Annotated in this window: 23 protein-coding genes and 2 tRNA genes; 17 read left to right on the top strand and 8 right to left on the bottom strand. The window is 65.3% G+C overall.

Going from position 1 to position 25,590, the window contains the following annotated elements; translation table 11 throughout:
* The first annotated feature begins 172 nt into the window (after positions 1–172).
* Genes gatC through gatB form a run of 3 tightly spaced genes read left to right on the top strand, consistent with a single transcriptional unit; the run spans position 173 to position 3,442 of the window.
* Positions 173–475, top strand: a complete 303-nt coding sequence (gatC, locus tag C8J25_RS14200; protein WP_056048145.1) for an Asp-tRNA(Asn)/Glu-tRNA(Gln) amidotransferase subunit GatC — start codon at positions 173–175, stop codon at positions 473–475.
* The gene (gene gatA, locus C8J25_RS14195) at positions 475–1,959 is read left to right on the top strand and encodes an Asp-tRNA(Asn)/Glu-tRNA(Gln) amidotransferase subunit GatA (protein ID WP_107954969.1); all 1,485 of its coding nucleotides are present in this window, start codon (positions 475–477) and stop codon (positions 1,957–1,959) included. Before gatC ends, gatA begins: the two co-directional genes overlap by 1 nt.
* Position 1,960: 1 nt before the next feature.
* A complete protein-coding gene (gene gatB, locus C8J25_RS14190; RefSeq protein WP_107954968.1) occupies positions 1,961–3,442 on the top strand; it encodes an Asp-tRNA(Asn)/Glu-tRNA(Gln) amidotransferase subunit GatB in 1,482 nt (493 codons plus the stop codon).
* A gap of 266 nt (positions 3,443–3,708) precedes the next feature.
* Here the strand turns inward: gatB and C8J25_RS14185 are convergent, their stop codons facing one another.
* The 3 genes from C8J25_RS14185 to C8J25_RS20775 form a co-directional block, all read right to left on the bottom strand.
* A complete protein-coding gene (locus tag C8J25_RS14185; RefSeq protein WP_244187112.1) occupies positions 3,709–4,272 on the bottom strand; it encodes a retropepsin-like aspartic protease family protein in 564 nt (187 codons plus the stop codon).
* Positions 4,273–4,407: 135 nt separating this feature from the next.
* Positions 4,408–4,626 (bottom strand): hypothetical protein, encoded by a 219-nt coding sequence (locus tag C8J25_RS14180; RefSeq protein WP_107954967.1) that lies wholly within the window; start codon positions 4,624–4,626, stop codon positions 4,408–4,410.
* A 2-nt stretch (positions 4,627–4,628) separates the two neighbouring features.
* The gene (locus C8J25_RS20775) at positions 4,629–4,784 is read right to left on the bottom strand and encodes a hypothetical protein (protein ID WP_165899661.1); all 156 of its coding nucleotides are present in this window, start codon (positions 4,782–4,784) and stop codon (positions 4,629–4,631) included.
* Positions 4,785–4,893: 109 nt separating this feature from the next.
* Between C8J25_RS20775 and C8J25_RS14175 the strand changes: the two genes are divergently transcribed.
* The 5 genes from C8J25_RS14175 (at position 4,894) to clpX (ending at position 10,178) form a co-directional block, all read left to right on the top strand.
* Positions 4,894–4,978: transfer RNA gene (locus C8J25_RS14175), tRNA-Leu, on the top strand.
* A 68-nt stretch (positions 4,979–5,046) separates the two neighbouring features.
* Entirely contained in the window at positions 5,047–6,705 is a 1,659-nt protein-coding gene (tig, locus tag C8J25_RS14170) for a trigger factor (RefSeq protein ID WP_107954966.1), read from the top strand.
* Between the two features lie 235 nt (positions 6,706–6,940).
* Positions 6,941–7,867, top strand: coding sequence for a glycosyltransferase family 2 protein (locus C8J25_RS14165; protein ID WP_107954965.1), 927 nt, complete (start codon positions 6,941–6,943; stop codon positions 7,865–7,867).
* Between the two features lie 232 nt (positions 7,868–8,099).
* Entirely contained in the window at positions 8,100–8,789 is a 690-nt protein-coding gene (locus C8J25_RS14160; protein WP_107954964.1) for an ATP-dependent Clp protease proteolytic subunit, read from the top strand.
* Positions 8,790–8,912: 123 nt separating this feature from the next.
* Positions 8,913–10,178, top strand: coding sequence for an ATP-dependent Clp protease ATP-binding subunit ClpX (clpX, locus tag C8J25_RS14155; protein WP_056048170.1), 1,266 nt, complete (start codon positions 8,913–8,915; stop codon positions 10,176–10,178).
* Between the two features lie 315 nt (positions 10,179–10,493).
* Here clpX and C8J25_RS14150 read toward each other — a convergent pair whose 3' ends face one another.
* Positions 10,494–10,910, bottom strand: a complete 417-nt coding sequence (locus C8J25_RS14150) for a hypothetical protein (RefSeq protein WP_146173337.1) — start codon at positions 10,908–10,910, stop codon at positions 10,494–10,496.
* A gap of 133 nt (positions 10,911–11,043) precedes the next feature.
* Between C8J25_RS14150 and C8J25_RS14145 the strand changes: the two genes are divergently transcribed.
* The gene (locus C8J25_RS14145; protein WP_107954962.1) at positions 11,044–12,168 is read left to right on the top strand and encodes a calcium:cation antiporter; all 1,125 of its coding nucleotides are present in this window, start codon (positions 11,044–11,046) and stop codon (positions 12,166–12,168) included.
* 2 nt (positions 12,169–12,170) lie between these two features.
* On the opposite strand, the gene C8J25_RS14140 is transcribed toward C8J25_RS14145, so the two are convergent.
* From C8J25_RS14140 to C8J25_RS14130, 3 genes are read right to left on the bottom strand one after another with little or no spacing between them, the layout of a single operon-like run.
* Entirely contained in the window at positions 12,171–12,557 is a 387-nt protein-coding gene (locus C8J25_RS14140) for a c-type cytochrome (RefSeq protein ID WP_107954961.1), read from the bottom strand.
* Positions 12,554–12,868 carry a hypothetical protein gene (locus C8J25_RS21145; protein WP_244187110.1) on the bottom strand — a complete coding sequence of 105 codons (315 nt, stop codon included), beginning with the start codon at positions 12,866–12,868 and terminating at the stop codon, positions 12,554–12,556. Before C8J25_RS21145 ends, C8J25_RS14140 begins: the two co-directional genes overlap by 4 nt.
* Positions 12,865–14,589 (bottom strand): M1 family metallopeptidase, encoded by a 1,725-nt coding sequence (locus C8J25_RS14130; protein WP_107954959.1) that lies wholly within the window; start codon positions 14,587–14,589, stop codon positions 12,865–12,867. Before C8J25_RS14130 ends, C8J25_RS21145 begins: the two co-directional genes overlap by 4 nt.
* Before the next feature lie 250 nt (positions 14,590–14,839).
* Here C8J25_RS14130 and lon point away from each other — a divergent pair, with 250 nt between their 5' ends.
* The 7 genes from lon to C8J25_RS14095 all read left to right on the top strand — a co-directional run bounded on the left by lon (position 14,840) and on the right by C8J25_RS14095 (position 22,929).
* Complete coding sequence (lon, locus tag C8J25_RS14125; RefSeq protein ID WP_107955057.1) at positions 14,840–17,233, top strand: endopeptidase La; 2,394 nt, start codon at positions 14,840–14,842, stop codon at positions 17,231–17,233.
* Between the two features lie 127 nt (positions 17,234–17,360).
* Positions 17,361–17,633 (top strand): HU family DNA-binding protein, encoded by a 273-nt coding sequence (locus C8J25_RS14120; RefSeq protein WP_056048186.1) that lies wholly within the window; start codon positions 17,361–17,363, stop codon positions 17,631–17,633.
* Positions 17,634–17,700: 67 nt separating this feature from the next.
* A tRNA-Val gene (locus tag C8J25_RS14115) sits at positions 17,701–17,775 on the top strand.
* A gap of 262 nt (positions 17,776–18,037) precedes the next feature.
* The gene (locus tag C8J25_RS14110) at positions 18,038–18,661 is read left to right on the top strand and encodes a CerR family C-terminal domain-containing protein (RefSeq protein ID WP_107954958.1); all 624 of its coding nucleotides are present in this window, start codon (positions 18,038–18,040) and stop codon (positions 18,659–18,661) included.
* A gap of 8 nt (positions 18,662–18,669) precedes the next feature.
* The gene (locus C8J25_RS14105) at positions 18,670–19,848 is read left to right on the top strand and encodes an HlyD family secretion protein (protein WP_107954957.1); all 1,179 of its coding nucleotides are present in this window, start codon (positions 18,670–18,672) and stop codon (positions 19,846–19,848) included.
* 1 nt (position 19,849) lies between these two features.
* A complete protein-coding gene (locus C8J25_RS14100) occupies positions 19,850–21,466 on the top strand; it encodes a DHA2 family efflux MFS transporter permease subunit (RefSeq protein WP_107954956.1) in 1,617 nt (538 codons plus the stop codon).
* Positions 21,466–22,929 (top strand): efflux transporter outer membrane subunit, encoded by a 1,464-nt coding sequence (locus C8J25_RS14095; protein ID WP_107954955.1) that lies wholly within the window; start codon positions 21,466–21,468, stop codon positions 22,927–22,929. The genes C8J25_RS14100 and C8J25_RS14095 overlap by 1 nt, the downstream gene beginning before the upstream one ends.
* Before the next feature lie 306 nt (positions 22,930–23,235).
* Here the strand turns inward: C8J25_RS14095 and C8J25_RS14090 are convergent, their stop codons facing one another.
* Complete coding sequence (locus C8J25_RS14090; protein ID WP_056058003.1) at positions 23,236–23,571, bottom strand: DUF6481 family protein; 336 nt, start codon at positions 23,569–23,571, stop codon at positions 23,236–23,238.
* 309 nt (positions 23,572–23,880) lie between these two features.
* Between C8J25_RS14090 and C8J25_RS14085 the strand changes: the two genes are divergently transcribed.
* Positions 23,881–25,509, top strand: a complete 1,629-nt coding sequence (locus C8J25_RS14085) for a hypothetical protein (RefSeq protein ID WP_107954954.1) — start codon at positions 23,881–23,883, stop codon at positions 25,507–25,509.
* Positions 25,510–25,590: the final 81 nt, after the last annotated feature.

Raw genomic sequence — 25,590 nt, 5'->3', positions numbered from 1 at the left:
AGGAAAACGCCGGCGGCCGGAAAGTGGCCTGTTCCCCCGCGGAGGCGGGGGCCCAGGATCTCGGGCGGTATCGTTTGTAATCCTGGGCCCCCGCCTCCGCGGGGGAACCAGAAGGGGGCAGGGAGCTAGAAGGGTGTTGCGCGCTCGCGCCACGCGGTGCTAGCCGCAGCCCATGTCCGTAGATACTGCAACTGTGAAGCGGATCGCGAGCCTTGCGCGCATCGCGATCACCGACGAGGACGCCGCCCGCATGGCGCCGGAACTCGGAAACATCCTTGGCTGGATCGAGATGCTCGAAGAGGTCGACACGACCGGTATCGAGCCGATGACCGCCGTCATCCCCAACACGCTGCGGCTGCGCGACGACGTCGTCAACGCCGACCCGCTGACCGGCGGCGGCATTCGCGAGCAGGTCCTCGCCAATGCGCCCGTGGCCGAACACGGGTTCTTCGCCGTGCCCAAGGTAATCGAATAATGACCGACCTCACAGATCTCGGGATCGCGGGCATCCGCGACGGCGTCCGCGACGGCTCCTTCAAGGCGCGCGAAGTCGCCGATGCGTTCATCGTAAAGGTTAGCCAGGCCAAGGCGTTGAACGCGTTTCTTGTCGAGACGCCCGAACACGCGATCGCCGCCGCCACCGCCGCCGATACCGCGCGCGAAGCCGGCGAGACGCTCAAGCCGCTGGCCGGCGTGCCGATCGGCATGAAGGACCTGTTCTGCACGAAGGGCGTCACGACCACCGCGGCGAGCCATATCCTCGAAGGCTTCACGCCGACCTACGAGTCGACCGTCTCGCAGAATTTGTGGGATGCGGGCGCGGGGATGCTCGGCAAGCTGAACATGGACCAGTTCGCGATGGGCTCGTCGAACGAGACCTCGGCGTTCGGCAACGTGATCTCGCCGTGGAAGCGCAACGATGGCGGCAACGCCTCGCTGGCACCAGGCGGCTCGTCGGGCGGTTCGTCGTCGGCGGTCGCCGCGCGGCTCTGCCCCGGCGCGACCGGCACCGACACGGGCGGCTCAATCCGCCAGCCCGCCGCCTTCACCGGGATCAGCGGTATAAAGCCCACCTATGGCCGCTGCTCGCGCTGGGGAACGATCGCGTTCGCCTCTTCGCTCGACCAGGCCGGGCCGATGGCGCGCGACGTCAAGGATTGCGCGATCCTGCTCGAGGCGATGGTCGGGTTCGACGCGAAGGACGGTACCTCTTTGCAGCTCGACGTACCCAAGTGGGAAGCGGGATTGTCGGGCAATCTCAACGGCCTGCGCGTCGGTATTCCCAAGGAGTACCGCGTCGACGGGATGCCCGAGGAGATCGAGGCGCTCTGGCAGCAGGGCATCGATTGGATGAAGGATGCCGGCGCGACGATCGTCGAGGTTTCGCTCCCGCACACCAAATACGCGCTGCCCGCCTATTACATCATCGCGCCCGCCGAGGCGTCGTCGAACCTCGCGCGCTATGACGGCGTTCGCTACGGCATCCGCGACCTGCCGACCGGCGCTGGCTTGCAGGACATGTACGCAGCGACCCGCGCCGACGGCTTCGGCCCCGAGGTGAAGCGCCGCATCATGATCGGCACGTACGTGCTGTCGGCCGGTTTCTACGACGCGTATTACACGCAGGCGCAGAAGGTCCGGACGCTGATCGCGCGCGATTTCGAACGGGCCTGGGAGACGTGCGACGTCCTGCTGACGCCGACCGCACCGTCGGCGGCGTTTGCGCTCGGCGAGAAGTCGGCCGATCCGATCGCGATGTACTTGAACGACGTCTTCACCGTGCCGTCGTCGCTGGCAGGGCTGCCGGCGATGTCGGTGCCGGGTGGTCTCGACAAGCAGGGGCTGCCGCTCGGACTGCAGATCATCGGCAAGCCGCTCGACGAACAAGGCGTGCTGAACGCAGGGCTCGCGATCGAACAGCGAGCAGGATTTACCGCGCGACCAGAGGCTTGGTGGTAACATGAGCGACTATCGTATCCAGGGCGAAACCGGCGAGTGGGAGGTCGTGGTCGGCCTCGAAGTGCACGCGCAGGTGACGTCGAACGCCAAGCTTTTCTCGGGCGCGGCGACCGCGTTCGGCGCGGAGCCCAACACGCAGGTGTCGCTGGTCGACGCGGCGATGCCGGGGATGCTGCCGGTGCCGAACCGCGAGTGTATCCGCCAGGCGGTCCGCACGGGTATGGCGATCGAGGCGCAGATCAACAAATGGTCGCGGTTCGACCGGAAGAACTATTTCTACGCCGACCTGCCGCAGGGCTATCAGATCAGCCAACTCTATCATCCGATCGTCGGTGAGGGCGCGATCGATATCAGCCTCGACGAGAAGAATCCGGATGCCGCGGGCAAGCGGATCGGCGTCGAGCGCATCCATGTCGAGCAGGATGCGGGCAAGCTCATGCACGACCAGCATCCAACGCAGTCGTATGTCGATCTCAACCGGTCGGGCGTCGCGCTGATGGAGATCGTGTCGAAGCCCGATCTCGCTTCGCCAGCCGAAACAGGCGCTTACCTCCGGAAGTTGCGATCGATCCTGCGCTATGTCGGGTCGTGCGACGGCAATATGGAAGAGGGCTCGATGCGCGCCGACGTCAACGTCAGCGTGCGCAAGCCCGGCGACGAACTGGGCACGCGGACCGAGACGAAAAACGTCAATTCGGTGCGCTTCGTGATGGCGGTGGTCGAGCAGGAGGCCAAGCGTCAGGTCGAGGTGCTCGAGGCCGGTGGCAAGATCCAGCAGGAAACGCGGCTCTACGATCCCGACCGCAACGAGACGCGTTCGATGCGGTCGAAGGAAGACGCGCATGATTACCGCTACTTTCCCGATCCGGACCTGTTGCCGCTGGTGCTCGACGACGCGTTCCTGGCCGAGTGTCGGGCTTCGTTGCCTGAGCTTCCGGATGCGAAGCGCGCGCGGTACGAGGCGCTCGGGATTGCACCGTATCAGGCGACGGTGCTGACCGCCGAGGTCGAGGCGGCGCGGTGGTTCGATGCGTTGCTCGATGCGGGCGTGAAGCCGGCGGCGGCGGCGAACTGGACGACGTCGGAGCTATTCGGCGCGCTGAACCGGACGGGGAAGGACATCGAGAACTCGCCGGTGTCGCCTGCGCAGGCGGCGGAATTGCTGGGGCTGATCGCGGACGGCACGCTGTCGGGCAGCCTTGCCAAGCAGGTGTTCGAGGTGATGCTTGAGACTGGCGACGGCGCGGCGAAGGTCGTCGAGGATCGCGGGTTGAAGCAGACCAGCGATACCGGGGCGATCGAGGCCGTGATCGCCGAGGTTATGGCGGCGAACGCGGACAAGGTTGCGGATTACCGAGGCGGCAAGGACAAGTTGTTCGGGTTCTTTGTTGGGCAGACGATGAAGGCGATGGGGGGGAAGGCTAACCCTGCTGTCGTGAACGAGGTTCTGAAGGGGATGCTTGGGGAGTCGGTGGCTTCGTAAGCTATCACTGAGCAACCTGACCGATCTCCCGCCCTGCCTGTTCTCCCGCGAAGGCGGGAGCCCAGGGTAACTGAGTGCAGCGCTGCTTGATTCCTGGGCCCCCGCGTTCGCGAGGGAACAGAAGGGGAGCCATCTTCCCAATCACTACCCCGGCGAAGGCCGGGGCCCAATTGGGGGACGTTGCTGACTGAGGGCAGCGCTCCGTTACTGCAACCTTCCCAATTGGGCCCCGGCCTTCGCCGGGGTGGTTGTGTACGGAGGCGGCCTTACGCGTCCACCTTCTGCGGATGATGCGGCACGAGGATCAGGGTGTTCTCTTCCACCCGCCAGGACGCCAGCCGGGACAGGAAGTTCATCCCCAGCACGTTCGTCTCGCCAAACGCCGGCGACACCACCACCTGCAAATCCCGCGCGATGATCGCGCCGAGCCGCAGCGAGGCAATCGTCCCTGTCTTCGCCGCGATAGACCCATTGGCAGTCTGCAACACGATCGGCACCACGCCAACGCGCGCCTCAACCCCAGCAGCCTCCGCAGTCTTCTCCGAAATAGCGGTGATCGTCGCGCCGCTGTCGATCAGCAGCCGCTGGCTCACCCCGTCGATCGTCGCGCGCGCCCAGACGTGCCCATCCGGCGACATACGGATACGAACCTCGCCGCCGACCACTTGCTGGTCCTCGATCTTCAGAAACCGCGCGATCTTGCCGACATAGGGGTCGAACTGACGCCGCTGGTCGATCGCGACGAACAGCAGTCCGACGAGGACAAGCGTCATCGCCAGATTGACGAGCGTGCGGATGATGGGGATGCGCTGCGCCAGGATCAGCAGCAATACGGCGAGCCCGAGCGCAATATAGAGGCTCTGGTGCTCGGCAAAGGTGGGGATCGTGGAGATTATCGGGTCCTGATTGGCGAGGATGGCGTCCTATAGATAGCCACCCCCGCCTGTATGGTTGCTGACGCAAGCTTACTGCGCGTCGCCGTCCTGGTTCTTCACGACGCCGCCGGTGCCACCGACGCCATCGGGCATGCCGGTATCCGTGAACGTCTCGGGCTCGTCGCCGCCTTCGCCGCGCTCGACCGCGTCGGAGCGCGACTCCACCGCCTGTTCGATGTCGCTGCGAATGTCCTCGTCACGGTCCTCGGGGAGCGTTTCGGGGTTCGTGCCGGAATGGGGATCACTCATGCTCAAAACTCCGGCTGGACGGGTGCGGGATCGTTCGACGGCGTTCCCGGCGCAGGCACGTCGATATCCGGCGCGGGCGGATTGAACTCGGGCGGCGGCGCGGTCGGCTCGACGGGCGATGACGGCGTCGGAAATTCTGCCGGGGGTTGGGTAGCCATGATGTCTCTCCTTCGGGGTGTTCAACGCCCGTAATCACCGGGAGTTGCCTATCTGCTTGCCCCCGCATGCAACGTTGGTATAGACGCGCCCGCTACGGCGATGTCCTGTGCGGGCGTGGCGGAACTGGTAGACGCGCTTGGTTTAGGTCCAAGTATCGCAAGATGTGGGGGTTCGAGTCCCTTCGCCCGCACCAGCCCGCCGCGCAGGCGAGGCGACCGCCCGAAGAATTATCCTGAATGCTCTTTTAGACAAAGGCCGGACATGCAGACTGTCGAGACGTTGAACGAGGGCCTCAAGCGCGCCTTTACGCTCACCATCACCGCGAAGGATATCGATGCCAAGGTCGATGTCGAGCTGAAGCGCCTCGCGCCGCAGATGAAGATGCCGGGCTTCCGTCCGGGCAAGGTACCGGCGAACCTCATCCGCAAGATGCACGGCCCGGCGCTGACGCAGGACGCGCTGAACGCGGCGATCCAGGAGAGCGTCCAGACGCTCGTTGCCGAGAAGCAGCTTCGCCCCGCGATGCAGCCTTCGGTCGAGCTCGAAGAGGGCTATGACCTCGGCAAGGACGCCGTGGTCAAGGTCGAGATGGAGGTCCTCCCGCAGGTCCCCGCACCCGCGATCGACGGCCTGAAGCTCGAGCGCCTGACCGTGCCCGTCGCCGATGAGGCGGTCACCGAGCAGCTCCAGAAGTTCGCCGACCAGCAGAAGAAGTGGGACGACGCGGCTGACGATTACGTCGCGGCGATGGGCGATCTCGTCACCGTCGATTTCGTCGGCAAGACCGCCGACGGCGTCGCGTTCGAGGGCGGTACCGGCACCGACATGGGCGTCGAGCTCGGTTCGGGTCGTCTCATCCCCGGCTTCGAGGATCAGCTCGTCGGCGTGAAGACCGGCGACGACAAGGTCCTGAACGTGACCTTCCCCGAGGAGTATCAGGAGAAGTCGCTCGCAGGCCAGCCCGCGACGTTCGACATCACCGTCAAGTCGGTGAAGACCGCGGGCGAGAGCAAGATCGACGAGGATCTGGCGAAGTCGCTGGGTCTCGAGAACCTCGAGCAGCTCACGGGGCTGTTGAAGGGTCAGATCGAGCAGGAGCATAACGGGCTCACGCGCACGCACATGAAGCGCAAGCTGCTCGACCAGCTCGCCGAGGGTCATGACTTCGAGGTTCCGCCGTCGATGGTCGAAGCCGAGTTCAACCAGATCTGGTCGCAGCTCCAGCACGAAGCCACGCACGAGGCCGATCCCGAGGCTGCGATGGCCGAGATGGAAGGCGAGCGCGACGATTACCGCAAGATCGCCGAGCGTCGCGTGCGCCTGGGCCTGCTCCTGTCCGAGATCGGCCAGGCGAACGGCGTCGAGGTTTCGAACCAGGAAATGCAGCGTCTGCTCGCACAGGCCGCGCAGCAGTATCCTGCCGAGCAGCGCCAGCAGTTCATGCAGTACGTCCAGCAGGAGCCGATGGCGGCCGCCCAGCTGCGCGCACCGCTGTACGAGGACAAGGTCGTCGACTTCCTGTTCGAGAAGGCCGAGATCACCGACCGCGAAGCGACGCGTGAAGAGCTTGAGGCTGCGATCGAGAGCGAGGACGGGTTCGCCAGCGGTACGCACACGCATGATCACGACAACCACAAGCCGAAGAAGAAGGCTGCGGCCAAGAAGAAGGCGGCACCTGCCGACGACGCCGCTGCTTCGGACGAAGCCGTGACGGACGAGGCTCATGCTTCGGACGCGACGGAAGAGGCCAAGCTCGTGAAGAAGGCGCCTGCCAAGAAGAAGGCGGCTCCGGTCGAAGCAGAGACCGCCGTGACGGAATCGTCGCCGGTTGCTGCCGAGAATGCAGAGGGCACCGAAGCCGCCGACGCACCGGCGAAGAAGCCGCGCGCGAAGAAGGCTCCGACCAAGACCGAGGCGTAAAACTATCTGAGTGCCTCAAAGTTGAGGCACTCAACCCATAATAGGGTCACCTCCCCGGCGGAGGCCGGGGCCCAGTTGGAAAGGTAGCTGTAACGGCGCGCAAAGCTCCGTTATGGACCTTCCCCAACTGGGTCCCGGCCTCCGCCGGGGAAGTGCGTTTTGGGATGGTTCGGTGACTGACGTTTTGCCTGCTGCTCGACCTCCGATACCGTCTATCAACTTCGCAGGACAGCGCATGACCGAACCGAGAATCGCCGTCCTGCTCCCGTGCTACAACGAGGACGCCGCAATCGCGCAGACGATCGCCGGGTTCCGCAATGCGCTGCCCGGCGCCACCATCTACGTCTACGACAACAACAGCGCCGACCGCACGATCGAGGTTGCGCGCGCCGCCGGAGCCGTCGTCCGGACCGAGCGCATCCAGGGCAAGGGCGCGGTCGTCCGTCGCATGTTCGCCGACATCGACGCCGACATCTACGTCATGGCCGACGGCGACGCGACCTACGACGCTGCCTCCGCCCCGAATCTGGTCGCGCGCGTTCTCGACGAGCAGCTCGACATGGTGGTCGGCTCACGCATCAGCCAGGTCCAGGAAAGCTACCGCCGCGGGCATCGGTTCGGCAACGCGCTGCTTACCGGTATGCTCGCCCGCCTGTTCGGCCGCAGCTTCACCGACATCCTCTCTGGGTACCGCGTCTTCTCGCGCCGGTTCGTGAAGAGCTTTCCGTCGCTCTCGGCCGGGTTCGAGATCGAGACCGAGATCAGCGTCCACGCGCTCGAACTCAAGATGCCGATCGGCGAGGTCGAGACGCCCTATTACGCACGCCCCGAAGGCTCCGAATCGAAGCTCAGCACCTACGGCGACGGCTGGCGCATCCTCCGCACGATCATGACGCTTTACCGGATCGAGCGCCCGCTTTGGTTCTTCGGCGCGATCGGCAGCGTGTTCGGCCTGCTCGCGCTGATTCTCGGCATCCCGCTGGTGCTGACGTACATCGAGATCCACCAGGTCCCGCGCTTCCCGACCGCGATCCTGATCACCGGCCTCGGCATCTTCGCCGCGCTCAACGTCTTCACCGGCCTGATCCTCGACACGGTCGTTCGCGGCCGTCGCGAAGTCCGCCGCCTGGCATACCTAGCCTACCCCGCCCCAGGCATCTGACTCCCTCGCCCCTCCGGGGAGAGGGAAGGAGGAGCCACTCGGCGACGGGAGGGAGAGGGGTGGTTGGGATTCGTCAACGTCCCCTCACCCTCCCACCCGCAAGCGCGGGCGGGCCTCTCCCTCTCCCGGAGGGGCGAGGGCAAGCAGTCCCCGAGGCGAGGGCAGGGAGGGCTTGAACTCCCCTCCCGGACCGCCGATGTTAGCGGTTCACTGGGGCATAAGAGAGATTTCCATGCACAATCCGTTCGAGACCGGCGATTTCGCGAGCCCGTTGGCCAGCGCCGGGCTCGGCCTGCAGCAGACGCAAGCAGGCCTGGTTCCCATCGTCATCGAGCAGTCGAACCGCGGCGAGCGTTCGTTCGACATCTTCTCGCGCCTGCTCCGCGAGCGCATCATCTTCGTGACAGGTGGCGTCGAGGACGGCATGGCCTCGCTGATCACCGCACAGCTGCTCTTCCTCGAGTCCGAGAACCCGAAGAAGGACATTTTCATGTATATCAACTCGCCGGGCGGCGTCGTTACGGCGGGCATGGCGATCCACGACACGATGCGGTACATTCGCCCGCGCGTCGGCACCGTATGCATCGGCCAGGCAGCGTCAATGGGCAGCTTCCTGCTCGCGAGCGGCGAGCCCGGCATGCGCGTCGCGATGACCAACGCACGCATCATGATCCATCAGCCATCGGGTGGTGCACAGGGCATGGCCAGCGACATCGAGATTCAGGCGCGTGAGATCCTGCGTATCCGCAAGCGCATGAACGAACTGTATTCGCAGTATACCGGCCAGCCGATCGAAGAGATCGAGCGCCGGATGGACCGCGATACGTTCCTCGAAGCGAACGAAGCGAAGGATTTCGGGCTGATCGACGAGGTGTTCGACAAGCGCCCGGCGGTATCCGAGGATGGTGCGAAACCCGCCTAACCGACACTGGCATGGGGCGAATCGTAAATCCCGCCGGTTTATTTGATTGTAGGAACTCCGGGGTGCGTTACGGTAGCGGCCCCGGAAACGGCACGTGCACCGACATGCGCGAGAGGTGATTGAATGACGAAGCTGAGCGGTGGCGACTCGAAGAGCACCCTCTATTGCTCGTTCTGCGGGAAGTCGCAGCACGAGGTCCGCAAATTGATCGCCGGGCCGACGGTCTTCATTTGCGACGAGTGCGTCGAGCTATGCAACGACATCATCCGTGAGGAGACGAAGTCTGCGCTGGTGTCCAAGAAGGACGGCGGCGTGCCGACTCCGCAGGAGATCTGCGACGTCCTTGACGATTACGTGATCGGCCAGAAGCGCGCCAAGCGCGTGCTGTCGGTGGCGGTGCACAATCACTACAAGCGGCTCAACCACGGCGCCAAGGGTGCCGATGTCGAGCTGTCCAAGTCGAACATCCTGCTGGTCGGGCCGACCGGTTGCGGCAAGACGCTGCTCGCGCAGACGCTCGCCCGCATCCTCGACGTGCCGTTCACGATGGCCGATGCGACGACGCTCACCGAAGCGGGTTACGTCGGTGAGGATGTCGAGAACATCATCCTCAAGCTGCTCCAGGCGTCCGACTACAACGTCGAGCGGGCGCAGCGCGGGATCGTCTATATCGACGAGATCGACAAGATCTCGCGCAAGGCCGAGAACCCCTCGATCACGCGCGACGTGTCGGGCGAGGGCGTGCAGCAGGCGTTGCTCAAGCTGATGGAAGGCACGACTGCCAGCGTTCCTCCGCAGGGTGGGCGTAAGCATCCGCAGCAGGAATTCCTGCAGGTGGATACGACCAACATCCTGTTCATCTGCGGCGGTGCGTTCTCGGGTCTTGAGAAGATCATCGGCGATCGTCTGCAGGGCAAGTCGATCGGTTTCGGCGCGTATGTCGCCGGGCCGGACGAGCGCAAGACGGGCGAGACGCTGAAGTCGGTCGAGCCCGAGGATCTGCTGAAGTTCGGTCTGATCCCCGAGTTTGTCGGCCGTCTGCCGGTGATTGCGACGCTTGAGGATCTCGATGTCGACGCGCTGGTGAAGATCCTGAAGGAGCCGAAGAACGCGCTGGTCAAGCAGTACCAGAAGCTGTTCGAGATGGAGGACGTCGCGCTCGGCTTTACCGACGACGCGCTTGTGTCGGTCGCCAAGAAGGGCATCGAACGCAAGACCGGCGCCCGCGGGCTGCGCTCGATCCTGGAGAGCATCCTGCTCGACACGATGTTCGACCTGCCCGGCATGGACGGCGTCGACGAGGTGATGATCGACAAGGACGTGATCGAAGGCCGTAAGGAACCGATCCGCGTCTATGCCGAGAAAAAGAAGACCGGCGACGCTGCTTAAAGCGGAACGGGTTTGAGATACGGGAAAGGGCGTCGAGTGATCGGCGCCCTTTTTCGTTTTGGGGCAGAGCGCGGGCTGCTCTTCTGACTGTTCCCCCGCGAAGGCGGGGGTCCAGGGTACCAGGCTGTAGCGATCGTGACTCCTGGACCCCCGCTTTCGCGGGGGAACGGCAGGATGTGACCTGACCCAGAGAGAACGGGCGATATGCCCCGTCTTCACTCACTACATTGGCGTTCCTTCTATCTTGGGGGACATTGTAGGGTTCGCGGCGACGACGTCGGTACCCGCGTGTGGCCGGCGCCGCCACTACGGTCCTCAGGTCAAAAGCCGAGCCCGCTCCAAGTCCTTTGGACGTCCGAACAGCCTAAGTATCTCGGCCAGTTCAGCACGGTCAGGCACATAAACCACGCGCTCATCCACAAAAACCGGCACGCGCGTTCGTGGCAGCACCTCCGTCCAGCCTGAGCCCGTCGCAACATGAAACCCCGCCATGATCTCGACGACCAACGGCGGTGCCTCCCACCGCCCGAACAGCGTCGACCGGAACATCGCACTCGCTCCATCCTCGATCGGTACGACGCCAAGCCTGTCCATCAGTCGCCCAGCATCCACCACGCTCATCAACACATCGACATCGTCGACCTCGATCGGCGTCACCCCGTGAAGCGCCACCGCCGCGCTGGAAATGACCCACCACGGGTCTTGAGCATCCCACATCGCATCGGCGGTCATGACGAGCGTTTCGCGGAGATCGCAAGCCAACATCGCCGCAACCTAGCCGATCCTTACCGCTCCGCAATCGCCCCGACTCGGACCCTTATCGGCCCTCGCGCATTCGTTATCCAAGTGGAACGAGGGAGCATGCATGACGATCGAAGTGGCCGACCGACCGAACGAACACGTGGTGGAGACGATGCCGGACCGCCTGGCACTGCCGATCTGGACGCTGATCGCGCCGGGCCTGGGACTGCTCGCCGTCCTTGTCGGGCTCGCGAAGATGGGCTCGCTCGGCACCGCCGCCGCCGTGATCGTGTTGATCGGCAGCGTGCTCGCCGCCGTCCATCACGCCGAGGTCATCGCGCATAAGGTCGGCGAACCGTTCGGCACGCTCGTCCTCGCGATCGCGGTCACCGTGATCGAGGTGTCGCTGATCGTATCGTTGATGCTATCGAACGCTGGCGACGCCACCACGCTCGCGCGCGACACGGTGTTCGCGGCGATCATGATCATCCTCAATTTCATCATCGGAATCTGCCTGCTCGCGGGCGCGGTGCGGCATCATGAGCAGCGGTTCACGCTGAAGGGCATGACTGCCGCGCTCGGCGTGCTCGCGGCGATGGCAGTGCTGTCGCTGATCCTGCCGAACTATACCTCGTCGACACAGGGCCCGACCTACGCGTCGTCGCAGCTGATCTTCGTCGCGGTCGTATCGTTGATCCTCTACGGGACGTTCGTGCTGGTGCAGACGGTGCGCCACCGCGATTATTTCCTGCCATCGACCGACGACAAGGACGATCACGCTGCGCCGCCATCGGGCCGCGCCACGGGTATCGCCTTCGCTGCGCTGCTGGTGGCGCTGGTATCGGTGGTGCTGCTTGCGAAGACCCTGTCGCCGACGATCGAGGCCGCGGTGCTCGGTGCCGGCCTGCCGCTGACGGTGGTCGGCGTGGTGATCGCAGCGCTGGTGCTCGCACCCGAGAGCCTGGCCGCGTACAAGTCGGCGCGGCGCAACCGGTTGCAGACCAGCCTCAACCTCGCGCTCGGCTCCGCGCTGGCGACGATCGGGCTGACGATCCCGAGCGTGGCGATCGTGTCGCTGGTGCTCGACCTGCCGATCGCGCTCGGCATCGATGCGAAGAGCATGACGCTTCTCGCGCTCTCGCTGTTCGTCGCCACGCTCTCGCTCGGCACTGGCCGGACGACGGTGTTGCAGGGTGTCGTCCACCTCGTGATCTTCGCCGCCTATCTGTTCACGACGGTGGTGCCGTAAACTCAGGGGCCCTGCGTCGATAGGTAGGCGATGACGTCGGCGCGGTCCTTCGGGTCGGGAAGGCCGGCGAATGCCATGGTCGTGCCGGGCACCATCTTGCGAGGGTTGGTGAGCCAGGCGTCCATGCGCTTGGCATCCCAGTTGCCGCCAAGCGACTTTAACCCGGCAGTGTAGGAGAAGCGCGGGCGCCGCTCGCCGATCGGGCCGCCCGTAACGCCGTAGAGGTTCGGCCCATCGGTATCGCCCGCATATTGCCCGATCGTGTGGCAGGCGGTGCAGCGGCGGAAGACGCGTTCGCCGCTGGCGATCTGACTAGTCGTGCTGGCGTCGGGGCTCTGACCACAGCCGGCGAGGGCCAGCGCCAGCAGGGGCCACCGCGACGGGGTCATCGCTTCTGGCGCGCAGCCAAGGCGAGACCGGCGACGATCTGCACGAGGGCGTAGAGGCGACGGCGGCCGGGACGGTCGACGAACGGCTTCACCAGTTTCTCGGTGCCAAGCGCATCGTCCTTCCAGAGATCGACGTGGCGGCGGGGTTGGAGAAGGCCGATCAACCCGTCGCCGACCATGAAGATCGCCGCCATCTCCGCCGCGCGAGACGCCCAGATGTTCTCCTGCGCACGCAGGAGTACAGGAGCTACGAGCGTCGTATCCTGGGACCCTGGGCCCCCGCCTTCGCGGGGGAACGGTGGAGAGGTCATTGGGGCTTGGCCTTCGCAGCTTGCGCGGCTTTCCAGGCGGCGACGTCTTCCAGTGCCACACTACGCCGCAGGACCAGAGCGTCCGGGTCGATCACGACATGCGCGCCCGCCGGGACCGACAAGCTCGCCTTCCCCCCAGTCATCGGCAAGGTCCGCGTCTTGCCGTCGATCTGCACCTGCACCGGCAGCGGGAACGGGCCATTACCTGGCACCTTCCAGGCCAAAGCCAGCGTATTTCCCGTCCGCGTCTCGACCAGTTCGGGCAAAGCCGCCTGCCGGAGATATACGTCGAAGAACCAGGCATAGTCCTTCCCCGTCACCTTCCAGACGAGCCCCTCATATTCCTTCGTCGACCCGAACCGCGGCGCGAAATTGCCCGGCTTCGGATCAGCGCGCCCATACACCGCCAGCCGCGTAACATCGAAAAACGCCTTGTCGCCGATCAACGTGCGCAGCGTGTGGAGCATCCACGAGCCCTTGTAGTAGATGTCCTGCCCTGCGCCGCCCTTGTCGAGTTCGTACACCTCCTCTTCGGTGGTGACGCGCTGCTGCGTGATCGGCTTGAGGTTCATGATCGACGCGCGCTCGGTCTGCATGATCGTCGCGTACCGCGCACGCCCCTCGCGCCACTGGCCGTAGAGCGGCTGCATGTAGGTTCCATACCCCTCGTGCAGCCAGTAATCGTCCCAGTTGGCGGCGGTCAGCTGGTTGCCGAACCACTCATGCGCGAACTCGTGCTGGAACAGCCAGTCGAACCCCTCCGGCGCCTTCGCGTATTCGTTGCCGTACGCGTTGATCGTCTGGTGCTCCATGCCTTTGTGCGGCGTCTCGACCACGCCGAGCTTCTCGTCGCCGAACGGATAGGGGCCGATCAGGCTCTCGAAGAAATCGAGCGTCGGCGCGAACTCGGCGAACAGCTTTTCCGCCTGCACCTTCTCGCCCGGCAGATACCAGTAATACATCGGGATGCTGTTGCCGAAGCGGCTCTTGTAGGTGCCGCTGATCTCCTCATACGGCCCGACGTTCAGCGCGATACCGTAGGTGTTGGGATGCTTGGCGCGCCAGTTCCAGGTCGTCCGGCCGTCCGCCAGCGTATCGACGCCGAGCAGCACGCCGTTCGATGGCGCCTTCAGGCCCTTCGGCACGGTGATGTGTAGCGTCACGAGCGCGGGCTCGCCGGTCGGGAAATCGAGGCACGGCCAGAACAGGTCGCAGCCATAGCCCTCCGCGGTCGTCGCGAACCAGGTGCGGCCGTCGGGCGTCTTCGACCAGACCATGCCGTCGTCCCACGGCGCCTTCACCGCGACGTGCGGCGTACCGCCATAGCTGATCTTCGCGGTGACCTTCCCGCCCGCCGCGACCGGCTTGAGCAGCGTGATCGTCAGCCGACCCTCGGGATTGCTCCAAGCCGAGGGCGCGAGCGGGACGCCGTCGATCGCGATCGCGCTGACCGGCAAATTGCGGTCGAGGTCGATCGGCAGGCGGGTGAGGGGGGCCTTCGCCGTAAAAGTGAGCGTTGCCACGCCGTTCAGGCTCTCGGTCTCGGGCAGCACTTCGAACGCCAGGTCCGCGCTGTCGAACCGAAGCGCGGTCTGCTCGGGCGTCAGTACGCCACCAGACCGCTGCGTCTGCGCGGTGATGGCGGGCTCGCCCTTCTTCGGGAGCGGGGTGGCGGCGAGAAGCGCTGTGGCGCTGGCGGCGAGTAATAAGCGCGAAAACATGCCGCGTTCTCGCGCCTGGGCGGCTCGCGCACAAGTGCGATCCGCCACCGCCCGTTCTCCTGCGAACGCAGGAGCCCAGGATCACTAAAACCGCTGCCCGTTACCCTGGACTCCCGCGTTCGCAGGAGAACGGGTGGGCTTCGGGCAACGCGCCAAAACCCCTAACCACCGCCAACCAATTGATGGACGGTTCATCCTCACCATATAAGCTGTAGATTATGCCCCCATGCAGGCACCCACCGGAGCGTTCATGACCCAGTACCCCGTCCTTCCCCTTCGCGACATCGTCGTGTTCCCGCACATGATCGTGCCGCTGTTCGTCGGCCGCGATAAGTCCGTTGCCGCGCTCGAAGCGGCGATGGCGGCGGACAAGGAGATCTATCTCGTCGCGCAGGTCGACCCGGCGGAGGACGATCCCTCGCGCGACGACCTGTATTCGATGGGCGTCACCGCGACCGTATTGCAGCTGCTGAAGCTCCCCGACGGCACCGTCCGCGTGCTCGTCGAGGGCAAGGGCCGTGCAACTCTCGAAACGCTCGACGAAAGTGGCGACTTCCTCACCGCAACGGTCGAGCCGGTCGCCGATGCCGAGGTCGAAGGACCGGAACTCATCGCGCTGATGCGTTCGGTGGTCGACCAGTTCGAGAACTACGCCAAGCTCAACCGCAAGCTCTCGTCGGAAACGTCGGTGCAACTGTCGGAGATCGAGGACGCGTCGAAGCTGTCCGACGCGGTGATCGCGAACGTCCAGATCAAGGTTGCGGAGAAGCAGGCGATCCTGCTCGAAACCAACCCGTCGAAGCGCCTCGAAATGGCGTTCGCGGCGATGGAGGGCGAGCTGGGCGTCCTTCAGGTCGAGAAGAAGATCAAGAGCCGCGTCAAGCGCCAGATGGAGAAGACGCAGCGCGAATATTACCTCAACGAGCAGTTGAAGGCGATCCAGCGCGAACTCGGCAACGAGGACGGCGAGGGCGAAGGCGACGAGATCGCCGAACTGACGCAGAAGATCGCGACGCTCAAGATGAGCAAGGAGGCGCGCGGCAAGGCGACGTCGGAGCTGAAGAAGCTCAAGACGATGGCGCCGATGAGCGCCGAGGCGACCGTCGTGCGCAACTATCTCGACGTCCTGCTCGGGCTCCCCTGGGGCAAGAAGTCGAAGATCAAGAAGGACATCGCCGCCGCACAGGTGACGCTGGACGAGGATCACTACGCGCTCGAGAAGGTCAAGGACCGGATCGTCGAGTATCTCGCGGTGCAGGCGCGTACCAACAAGCTGAAGGGGCCGATCCTGTGCCTCGTCGGGCCTCCGGGCGTCGGCAAGACCTCGCTCGGCAAGTCGATCGCCAAGGCGACCGGGCGCGAGTTCATCCGCCAGTCGCTTGGCGGCGTGCGTGACGAAGCCGAGATCCGTGGGCATCGCCGCACCTATATCGGTTCGCTGCCGGGCAAGATCGTGACGAACCTCAAAAAGGCCGGCACGTCGAACCCGCTGTTCCTGCTCGACGAGATCGACAAGCTCGGCCAGGATTTCCGTGGCGATCCGGCGTCGGCGCTGCTGGAGGTCCTCGATCCGGAGCAGAACGGCAAGTTCCAGGACCATTATCTGGAGGTCGATATCGACCTATCGGACGTGATGTTCGTCTGCACGGCCAACTCGCTGAACCTGCCGCAGGCGTTGCTCGATCGCATGGAGATCATCCGTCTGGAGGGGTATACCGAGGACGAGAAGGTCGAGATCGCCGAGCGTCATCTGGTCGAGAAGCAGATCGAGGCGCACGGACTGAAGCCGGGCGAATTCACGCTGACGCAGGAGGGACTTCGCACGCTCATCCAGCAATACACGCGCGAGGCCGGCGTACGTACGCTGGAGCGCGAGATCGCCAAGCTGTGCCGCAAGGCGCTGCGCCAGATCCTCGAGAACAAGACGACCAGCGTCACGATCACGCCTGAGAACATCGGTGAGTATGCCGGCGTGCAGAAGTATCGCCATGGGCTCGGCGAGACCGAGAACCAGATCGGTGCGGTCACCGGGCTGGCCTGGACCGAGGTCGGCGGCGAGCTGCTGACGATCGAGAGCGTGACGGTCGCGGGCAAGGGGCAGGCCAAGCTCACCGGTACGCTCGGCGACGTGATGAAGGAGTCGATCGAGACCGCGTTCAGCTATGTGAAGGCCCGCGCGCCGAGCTACGGGATCAAGCCGAGCCTGTTCGCGCGGAAGGATATCCACATCCATCTGCCCGAGGGTGCGGTGCCGAAGGATGGTCCGTCGGCGGGTATCGGCATGGTCACGTCGATCGTCTCGACGCTGACCGGCGTGCCGATCCGGCGCGAGGTGGCGATGACCGGCGAGGTGACGCTGCGAGGTCGCGTGCTTCCGATCGGCGGCCTCAAGGAGAAGCTGCTCGCCGCGCTTCGTGGCGGGATCGAGACGGTGCTGATCCCGGCCGAGAACGAGAAGGACCTCGCGGAGATCCCGGCGAACATCAAGGCGGGGTTGAAGATCATCCCCGTTTCGCATGTCGACGAGGTGCTGCGTCTGGCGCTGACCGAGTCGCTCGAAGCGATCGAGTGGACCGATGCGGACGAGCTGGCGGCATTGCCACCGGCACCGATCGCACCGGTCGGGGGGGGGCTTCACCACTGATCCATGTTTGGATCGTAAGCGATGACGCGGCGGTTTCGTTTGACAGCAGACGGGGCCGCCGCATTATTGCGCGCTGACTGCGGCCGTGATTCTATCGCGGCCGACTTGAGACTTTCCGGGGGACTATATGAACAAGCAGGAACTGATCGCGACGGTTGCCGACACGTCCGGGCTGGTGAAGGCCGACGCGGTCAAGGCCGTCGAGGCGGTGTTCGACGCGATCGAGGCATCGTTGAAGAAGGGCGACGAGGTTCGCCTGGTCGGTTTCGGCACGTTCTCGATCTCGAAGCGCAAGGCGTCGACCGGCCGCAATCCCCGGACCGGCGAGCCGATGACGATCAAGGCCTCGACACAGCCGAAGTTCAAGGCCGGCAAGGGCCTGAAGGACGCGGTCAACTAGGACCGGTGTCGATAGGGCTGGACAGGTGGACGGGGTCTGCCTAAAGGCCCGCTTCCGAACGAGTTTCGGGCGCGTAGCTCAGTGGTAGAGCACACCCTTCACACGGGTGGGGTCGCTGGTTCAATCCCAGCCGCGCCCACCAGATTTACGCCGGTTCCTTCATACGAAGGGGCCGGCGTTGCTGTTTCTGGCGTGCACTCCGATCTTCTCCCCCCTCCCTGGAAGGGAGGGGCCGGGGGTGGGTCGGTTTCCGTATCGCCGAACAGTCGCGGCGCGAGCGGGCCTACCCACCCCCCAACCCCTCCCTTCCAGGGAGGGGGGAATTCAGGTTGTATCGGGTGGCAAACCCAAACATGACGGCTTCTTCATTAGGTTGGTTCGTTCGATCGAACTAAGCGTCGCCCGTGGTCCAGTCACGACTCCTAGACATCGCGATCAGCGAATTCGGCAGCAAGGGGCTGGAGGGGGCAAGCACGCGCGCGATCGCTGCGGCGGCGGGCACGGCGATGTCGTCGATCACCTATCATTACGGCGGTAAGGACGGGCTGTATCTCGCCGCGGCGGATCGGATCGCCGAGCGCATGTCCGCGATGATGACCGAGCCGTTCGACGTACCCGCCGGGGTCGTCGAGGATGCCGCCGCAGCCCGCACCCGGATCCACCGGATATTCGCGCGGCTCGCGGACAAGATGGCGAGCGACGAGAACGCCGACTGGACGCTGTTCGTCCTGCGCGAGCAGATGAAACCCGGTGCGGCGTTCGAGCGGATTTATGGCGGCGTGATGGGGCAGATGATCGAGACGCTTGCCGATCTCGTCGCCACCGCGACCGGCTGTACCAGCGCGCGCGTCGCGCGGATCACGACGATCACGTTGATGGGGCAGGTCCTCGCGCTGCGATCGAGCCGCGCCACTTTCCTCAAACTGCTCGGGCGCGATGCGCTCGGGGCCGACGACATCCACGATATCAAGGCGCGTATCGACGCCAATATCGACGCCATTCTCGATTCGATGCGTGCTGAAGAATAGGGCCAGGCATGACCGACCAGAACACTCATTCCGACACCGACCACGACGAGGATCGCAAGGACGATCCGAACGGCGAGGATCAGCAGTCCGATACCGACCAGCAGGACGAGTCTGACGACGACAAGGCCGGGGGCGACGACAAGAAGCCGTCGGTCTTCAAGAAGCCGCTCTTCTGGATCATCCTCGTCATCGTCGTCGGCGGGTCGATCATCGGCGGCGTGCTCTACTGGCTTCATGCGCGGCAGTTCGAGTCGACCGACGACGCGTTCGTCGACACGCACATCGTCCGTCTCGCGCCACAGGTTGCGGGCACGCTGGTTCAGGTCGCGGACATCGACAACCGCCATGTCGAAGCGGGCCGCCTGCTTGCGGTCATCAAGGCATCCGGCCGCGACGCGCAGGTCGCCGAGGCGCAGGCGAACGAATCGCAGGCGCGCGCACAGTTCGCACAGGCACAAGCGCAGGTCACCGCCGCCGAGGCGCAACGCCAGCAGGCTGCCGCCCAAGCACGCGTCCCGATGGCCGCCGCGGTGAAGGCGCAGCAGGATCTCGCGCGCTACGAGGCGTTGCTGCGGCTCGATCCGAGCGCGGTTGCCGGCCAACAGCTCGATCAGGCGCGCGCCACCGCTCGCCAGACCGCAGCCGATGCCGCCGCCGCCCGCGAGCAGATCGACACCGCCACCGCGCAGATCAGCGTCGCCCGGAAGCAGGTCGGCGCAGCGAAGTCGGTGATCGACGCCCGTCGCGCGCAGGTCGACCAAGCCAACGTCACGATCGGTGATCTCCGCCTGACCGCGCCGGTCGCGGGGCAGGTCGTCAACCGCTCGGTCAACGTCGGCTCCTATGTCGGGCCCGGCACGCAGCTGATGGCGATCGTCCCCGACACAATGTGGGTGACGGCCAACTTCAAGGAAACGCAGCTCACGCTGATGAAGATCGGCCAGCCCGTCGACATCCATGTCGACGCGTATCCCGGCGTCGATTTCAAGGGTCATGTCGACTCGATCCAGCGCGGCGCCGGCCAAGCGTTCGCCTTGCTGCCCCCGCAGAACGCGACCGGCAACTACGTGAAGGTGGTCCAGCGCGTCCCCGTCCGTATCGTGTTCGACGCGAAGAACGGCCCCGATCCGAAGCGCTATCCGATCGGCCCCGGCATGTCGGTGGTGCCGACCGTCAAGGTCCGCTGAGGTGGCGAAAGCTCCTGCAAAAGCCGATGCGGGGGGCGGTCATACCTGGTCGCCAAGCCGGTCGGCGGCGGGCAAGTATAGCCCGTGGCTGATCGTCGCGATCATTTCGATCCCGACCTTCATGGAGGTGCTGGACACCTCGATCGCCAACGTCGCGCTCGATCATATCTCGGGCGGGCTGTCGATCACCACCGATCAGGCGACCTGGGTGCTGACCAGCTACCTCGTCGCCAACGCGATCGTCATCCCGATCTCAGGCTGGCTCAGCGACGCGATCGGCCGAAAGCGCTATTTCCTCCTCTCGATCGCCCTGTTCACGCTTGCTTCGCTGATGTGCGGCCTTGCGCCCAATATCGCTACGCTCGTCGTCGCCCGCGTATTGCAAGGCATCGGCGGCGGTGGACTGGCGCCGGTCGAGCAGTCGATCCTCGCCGACACCTTCCCGCCGAAACAACGCGGGATGGCGTTCGCCGCCTTCGCGATCGTCGTCGTCGTCGGCCCCGTGCTCGGGCCCACGCTCGGCGGCTACATCGTCGAATATTCGAGCTGGCACTGGGTGTTCCTGATCAACGTCCCCGTCGGCATCGCCGCGTGGTTCTTGGTCGAGACGTTCGTCGACGAGCCGCCCCAAGTGAAGAAGGACCGTAACGAGCGGTTCAAGAACGGCCTGACGATCGACTATGTCGGCGTCGCGCTGGTCGCGCTCGGGCTCGGCTTCCTCGAACTCACCTTCGATCGCGGCGAGCGCGAGGATTGGTTTTCGAGCGGCTTCATCGTCATGTCGGCGATTATCGCCGCGGTGTCGCTGGTGACGCTCGTCGTCTGGGAGCTGAACCACAAGGACCCGGTGATCGACCTCAAGCTGCTGAAGAATCGCAACTTCGCGCTGACGATCGGCGTGATGGGCGTCACCGGCATGATCCTGTTCGGCACCACGCAGCTCATTCCGCAGATGCTGCAACAGGTGCTCGGCTACAGTTCGCTCGACGCCGGGCTCGCGCTGACCGCCGGCGGTCTCGCGACGCTCGTCATGGTGCCGTTCGCGGGGCGACTGAGCGGGCTGGTCGATGTCCGCTTCCTCCTGTTCCCGGCGTTGCTGGTGCAGGCGTTCGCGCTGTGGAACATGAGCCACCTGACCGCCGACATCGCGTTCTCCGACGCGGCGTTCGCGCGGCTGTTCCAGGCGATGGCGCTGCCGTTCCTGTTCGTGCCGATCAACGCGATCGCCTATGTCGGGCTCAAGCAGACGCAGACCGCGCAGGCGTCGAGCCTGCTCAACGTCTCGCGCAATCTCGGCGGCACGATTGGCATCTGTTTCGCGCAGACGCAGCTCGCGGGCGGGTTGCAGCGGCATCAGTCGGAGCTGACGCAGACGCTCAACCCGCTCGATCCGAACTATAACGACTGGATGCAGAAGGCGACGAGCGTGTTCGGCGGGCAGGGCGATGCGACGACGCCGTTGGCCGTTCTCTACAGCCAGATGCAGCGGCAGGCGACGATGCTCGCGTTCCTTGACGTGTTCCGCGCGATGATGGTGGTCGTGCTGGTCGTCGCGCCACTGGTTCTATTCATGCGCTCCGGCAAGACCGGCGGCGCCCCCTCGGGAGGGATGCATTGATGCGTGCGCGGTTCATGGTGGTTGCGGTTGCGGCCCTGCTCGCGGGGTGCACCGTCGGCCCGAATTACGTCGCTCCCGAGATGGCGGTGCCGCCGGCGTTCGTCGGTCCGCAAGCCACAGTGGGTGCGACCGTCGATCCGGCACGCTGGTGGTCGGCGTTCGGCGATCCGCAACTCGACAGCCTCGTCGAGCGCGCGCTCAAGGGCAATCCCGATATTGCGATCGCCGCCTCGCGCGTGCGTCAGGCGCGGTTGCAGGAGATCGTCGCACGCTCGCAGGGGTTGCCGAGCGTCAATGCGAGCGCCAGCCCGAGCCATATCGAGTTCAGTAAGAATGCCGGCCTCTCGTCGATCGCGCGCGCGTTCAGCGGCGGCACGGGGGCAGGGGGCACCGGCTCGACCGGCGGCATCGCGCTGCCCGGCAGCGGGATCACGACCTATTCCGTCGGGTTCGACGCGAGCTGGGAGCTCGACCTGTTCGGCGGCGTCCGGCGCAGCACCGAGGGCGCGCGGGCGCGGACGGAAGCGGCGGTCTGGTCGAAGCGCGACGCTGCGGTGACGCTCGCCGCCGAAGTCGCGCAGGCGTACTTTGCGCTCCGGCTCGACCAGGCGCAGCTTGCGACGATCGAGGGCGAGATCGTCCGCCAGCGTCGTGCGCTCGAAATCGCGGGTAATACCGCCAGGGTGGGCCTCGTTCCGCCGATCGACGTCACCCGCCAGCGCGCCTCGATCACATCCACGGAAGCGCGCGCCGAACCGGTCCGTGCCGATGTCGATGTCCGGATGCACGCGCTCGCGATTCTGCTTGGCGAGCCGCCCGCGACGCTGATATCCGAACTCGCCACGCCTTCGACCGCACCGCTCGGCGTGCCGACGATCCCGGCCGGGTTGCCGTCGGAGCTGTTGCGTCGGCGCCCCGACGTGCGCGCGGCCGAACGCGATCTTGCGGCCTCCACCGCGGACATCGGCGTGGCGGTCGCGGACATGTATCCGAAGTTCAGCCTGACCGGCATGAGCCAGCTGATCTCGACCGCACTCGGCAATCTGTTCTCGGGTGACAGTCTCCAGCTGACCGCATCGGGCGCGGCGCAGTTCCCCTTGCTCGACTGGGGCCGGCGCAAGTCGACCGTGAAGTCGCGCGAGGAGGACCGCGAGCAGGCGTATCTCCGCTATCGCTCGACGGTGTTGCAGGCGTTGCGCGGCGTCGAGGACCCGCTCGCGCAGATCGCCGCCGAGCGGAGGCGGAATGCGGCTTTGCAGAGGGCCGTGGTCGATGCGCAGAGCAGCGCGAAGGCGGCGGAGTCACAGTACCGGACCGGCTTCGTGGCGCAGACGACGCTGCTGAATGCGGAGACGGACGTCCTGACCGCGCGCGAACAGCTCGTGTCGAGCGACGCGCAGTTGCGGCAGCTGACGGTCGCGTTGTTCAAGGCGCTGGGGGGCGGTTGGGAGCAGGCGGAGTAGGCGCGCGCGCTTCAACACGCCCGTCACCCGAACCTACTTGTTCTCCCGCGAAGGCGGGAGCCCAGTCTGGGCTCCCGCCTTCGCGGGAGAACAAGCTAGTTAGTGGGTTGCGCCCGTTTCAGAAGCACCACCCCGGCGAAGGCCGGGGCCCAGTTGGGGGAAGTTGCCAACGGTGGACTGCGCTTAGTTACCTCAACCTTGCCAACTGGGCCCCGGCCTTCGCCGGGGTGGCGGGTCTTTTTTGAGACGGTTGCTCCAAGCGAGCAGTCGTTCAATCAAAATGGGCGGCCAAACGACCGCCCAAAATCACTTCTTCTTGTTCTTCCGCGCCGCATACTTCGCATCACGAATCGCCTTCTTCTCGGCGTCGGTCAGTTCGACCTTAGCCTCGGCCTCGCGCTTCTTGGCAGCAGCAGCCTCGGCCTCAGCCTTCTTCGCAGCCTTGGCCTCGTCCTCTGCAGCACGCTTGGCAGCACGCTTCTCGCGCTCTGCCAATTCCTTGGCCTCGCGCGCCGCAAGGCGCTCGGCGACGACCGCTTCGTCGATCGGCGGCTTGGCACGCAGCGCTTCGAGCGCCTTCTGCTTGGCGGCGGCTGCGCTGCTCGTACGGTCCTGGAAGCTGGGGTCCTTGAAAGAGGCCATTGTCGTAGAATAATCCTGTAATATCGGTCTGACCGTCCGCACGCAGGAATGCGTGGGCAGTGACTCTGGCAGCGCCTGTAAATCATCGCGCGCCGGATCGGAAGAGATGTGTTCGATAGCGCGGTTTTCAACCCCATGGGCCTGCAGCGCCCCAATCGACAGTCATTGAACCGTCATATCATAGTCACGCAAGCGTAACCGAAATCGCATCGCGGCGTCATCTGGCCAGCCTAACCGCCATGTCACGGTCGGCAGGGGGGAGCCTGGGTCGATCCGAACAATCAACGGTACGACTCGGGAGTCCTTCGCATGACCAGCTTTACTCGCCTCGGCACGATCCTGCTGACCGGCACGGCCTGCCTCGCACTCACCGCTTGCGGCGGTGCCGACGACGTCGCTTCGCCGGGCGCAGGCACGGTGATCATCACCCCGCCAGCCACGCCGACCCCGACGCCGTCCACGCCGACGCCGACCCCATCGGCGATCACGGCCGCTCAGTTCGCCTCGACCTCGGGCGGCCGCTCGGACGGCACGATCACGATCAGCGCCGACGAGCAGCTTGCGATCGTCAACGCCGGCACCAACAACAACGTCAGCGGCACCAACGTCCTGACCGGCGTGTACCCGACCGCCGCTACGTCCGCCACGACCGCGACCGACCCGTCGTCGATCAACCCGTTCTTCGCCAGCACCAACTTCGTCGGCGCGCTCAACGGCCCGACCGACACCGCGTTCCAGGGCTGGACCTGCGCCTCCACGTCGGCCGAGTTCGGCGGCAGCACGACCGCGCGCTGCACCGCGGTTCCTGCCGTCGGCGCCGGCGGTTCGGCCGCAGCGTGCCCGACCGGCACGATCGATGACGGCCTGGTCCAGACGTTCCGCGCCTGCCGCCTGCCGACGAATATAACGACCAGTTTGACGCTGCCGAAGATCGCCGGCGTGTTCTACCGCCTGCGTGGTCAGACCGAAGTCGGCGCCGATGCTGGCACGACCGGTGCCGATACCGGCGTGACGCTGACGATCGCACCGGGCGTTGTGATCGCGGCGGACTCGACCGAAGTCACCGCCGATCTCCTGCTCGTCAACCGCGGGTCGAAGATCAGCGCCGTCGGTACGCGCGACGCGCCGATCATCTTCACGTCGCAGCAGAACCTGACCGCCAACGGCGTCAGCGATGCGACGCAGGGCCAGTGGGGCGGGATCATCCTGCTCGGCCGCGCGCCCGTCGCGGTCTGCGCCACGGGTACCGGCCCGAACAACGCCGGCGGCACGAGCACGACCTGCCAGCAGGCGATCGAAGGCGTCACCGGGCGCTTCTACGGTGGCCCGACGGCAGCCGACAACAGCGGCACGATGCAGTATGTCCAGATCCGCTACAGCGGCATCGCGATCAGCGACGGCAACGAGCTCCAGGGCCTGACGCTCGGCGGCACCGGTTCGGGGACGACGATCGATCACGTCCAGAGCCACAACTCGGCCGATGACGGCATCGAGATCTTCGGCGGCACCACGAACATCAAGTATTTCGCGGTCACCGGCGCAGACGACGACGGCTACGATATCGACAACGGCTATCGCGGCTTCATGCAGTTCATCATCGCCGCACAGCGCCTGCTGGGTGCGACCGCCGACTCGTTCTCGACCGAGATCGACTCGAACGGTGCCGAGGACCTGCTGCCCCGTACCTTCGGCCAGTATTCGAACTTCACGTTCGTGCAGACCGCGCTCGCACCGGCCGCGATCCGCCAGCGCGGTGGTTCGGACATGCGCTTCATCAACGGGATCGTGAAGACGCCGGCGACCGTCGCCTGCCTCAACCTGATCGCGCAGGAAACCAGCCAGGCCGATCGCTCGACGATCCGCGCGGCGGATGCCTCGAAGCAGGACCAGGGTCCGCCGATCTTCACCTCGGTCTACTTCAACTGCAACGGCCGGTAACGCCTCCGGTCGGCTCTCCGCAGTCGATGATGTGAGCAGCGATGCCGGGGTGGTTCCAAAGACCACCCCGGCATTCGCCCA

The organism is Sphingomonas faeni (genome assembly GCF_003053745.1).
Classification (GTDB): Bacteria; Pseudomonadota; Alphaproteobacteria; order Sphingomonadales; family Sphingomonadaceae; genus Sphingomonas; species Sphingomonas faeni.
Note: the sequence above shows the minus strand (reverse complement) of the source record. Positions and strands in the feature narration are given on the sequence as shown.

Excerpts from the sequence above, each read along its gene's own strand:
- gatC (WP_056048145.1), top strand. The coding sequence starts at position 173 with ATGTCCGTAGATACTGCAACTGTGAAGCGGATCGCGAGCCTTGCGCGC.
- gatA (WP_107954969.1), top strand. The coding sequence starts at position 475 with ATGACCGACCTCACAGATCTCGGGATCGCGGGCATCCGCGACGGCGTC.
- gatB (WP_107954968.1), top strand. The coding sequence starts at position 1,961 with ATGAGCGACTATCGTATCCAGGGCGAAACCGGCGAGTGGGAGGTCGTG.
- C8J25_RS14180 (WP_107954967.1), bottom strand. The coding sequence starts at position 4,626 with ATGAGTGATCCCCATTCCGGCACGAACCCCGAAACGCTCCCCGAGGAC.
- C8J25_RS20775 (WP_165899661.1), bottom strand. The coding sequence starts at position 4,784 with ATGGCTACCCAACCCCCGGCAGAATTTCCGACGCCGTCATCGCCCGTC.
- tig (WP_107954966.1), top strand. The coding sequence starts at position 5,047 with ATGCAGACTGTCGAGACGTTGAACGAGGGCCTCAAGCGCGCCTTTACG.
- C8J25_RS14165 (WP_107954965.1), top strand. The coding sequence starts at position 6,941 with ATGACCGAACCGAGAATCGCCGTCCTGCTCCCGTGCTACAACGAGGAC.
- C8J25_RS14160 (WP_107954964.1), top strand. The coding sequence starts at position 8,100 with ATGCACAATCCGTTCGAGACCGGCGATTTCGCGAGCCCGTTGGCCAGC.
- clpX (WP_056048170.1), top strand. The coding sequence starts at position 8,913 with ATGACGAAGCTGAGCGGTGGCGACTCGAAGAGCACCCTCTATTGCTCG.
- C8J25_RS14150 (WP_146173337.1), bottom strand. The coding sequence starts at position 10,910 with ATGACCGCCGATGCGATGTGGGATGCTCAAGACCCGTGGTGGGTCATT.
- C8J25_RS14145 (WP_107954962.1), top strand. The coding sequence starts at position 11,044 with ATGACGATCGAAGTGGCCGACCGACCGAACGAACACGTGGTGGAGACG.
- C8J25_RS14140 (WP_107954961.1), bottom strand. The coding sequence starts at position 12,557 with ATGACCCCGTCGCGGTGGCCCCTGCTGGCGCTGGCCCTCGCCGGCTGT.
- C8J25_RS21145 (WP_244187110.1), bottom strand. The coding sequence starts at position 12,868 with ATGACCTCTCCACCGTTCCCCCGCGAAGGCGGGGGCCCAGGGTCCCAG.
- C8J25_RS14130 (WP_107954959.1), bottom strand. The coding sequence starts at position 14,589 with ATGTTTTCGCGCTTATTACTCGCCGCCAGCGCCACAGCGCTTCTCGCC.
- lon (WP_107955057.1), top strand. The coding sequence starts at position 14,840 with ATGACCCAGTACCCCGTCCTTCCCCTTCGCGACATCGTCGTGTTCCCG.
- C8J25_RS14120 (WP_056048186.1), top strand. The coding sequence starts at position 17,361 with ATGAACAAGCAGGAACTGATCGCGACGGTTGCCGACACGTCCGGGCTG.
- C8J25_RS14105 (WP_107954957.1), top strand. The coding sequence starts at position 18,670 with ATGACCGACCAGAACACTCATTCCGACACCGACCACGACGAGGATCGC.
- C8J25_RS14095 (WP_107954955.1), top strand. The coding sequence starts at position 21,466 with ATGCGTGCGCGGTTCATGGTGGTTGCGGTTGCGGCCCTGCTCGCGGGG.
- C8J25_RS14090 (WP_056058003.1), bottom strand. The coding sequence starts at position 23,571 with ATGGCCTCTTTCAAGGACCCCAGCTTCCAGGACCGTACGAGCAGCGCA.
- C8J25_RS14085 (WP_107954954.1), top strand. The coding sequence starts at position 23,881 with ATGACCAGCTTTACTCGCCTCGGCACGATCCTGCTGACCGGCACGGCC.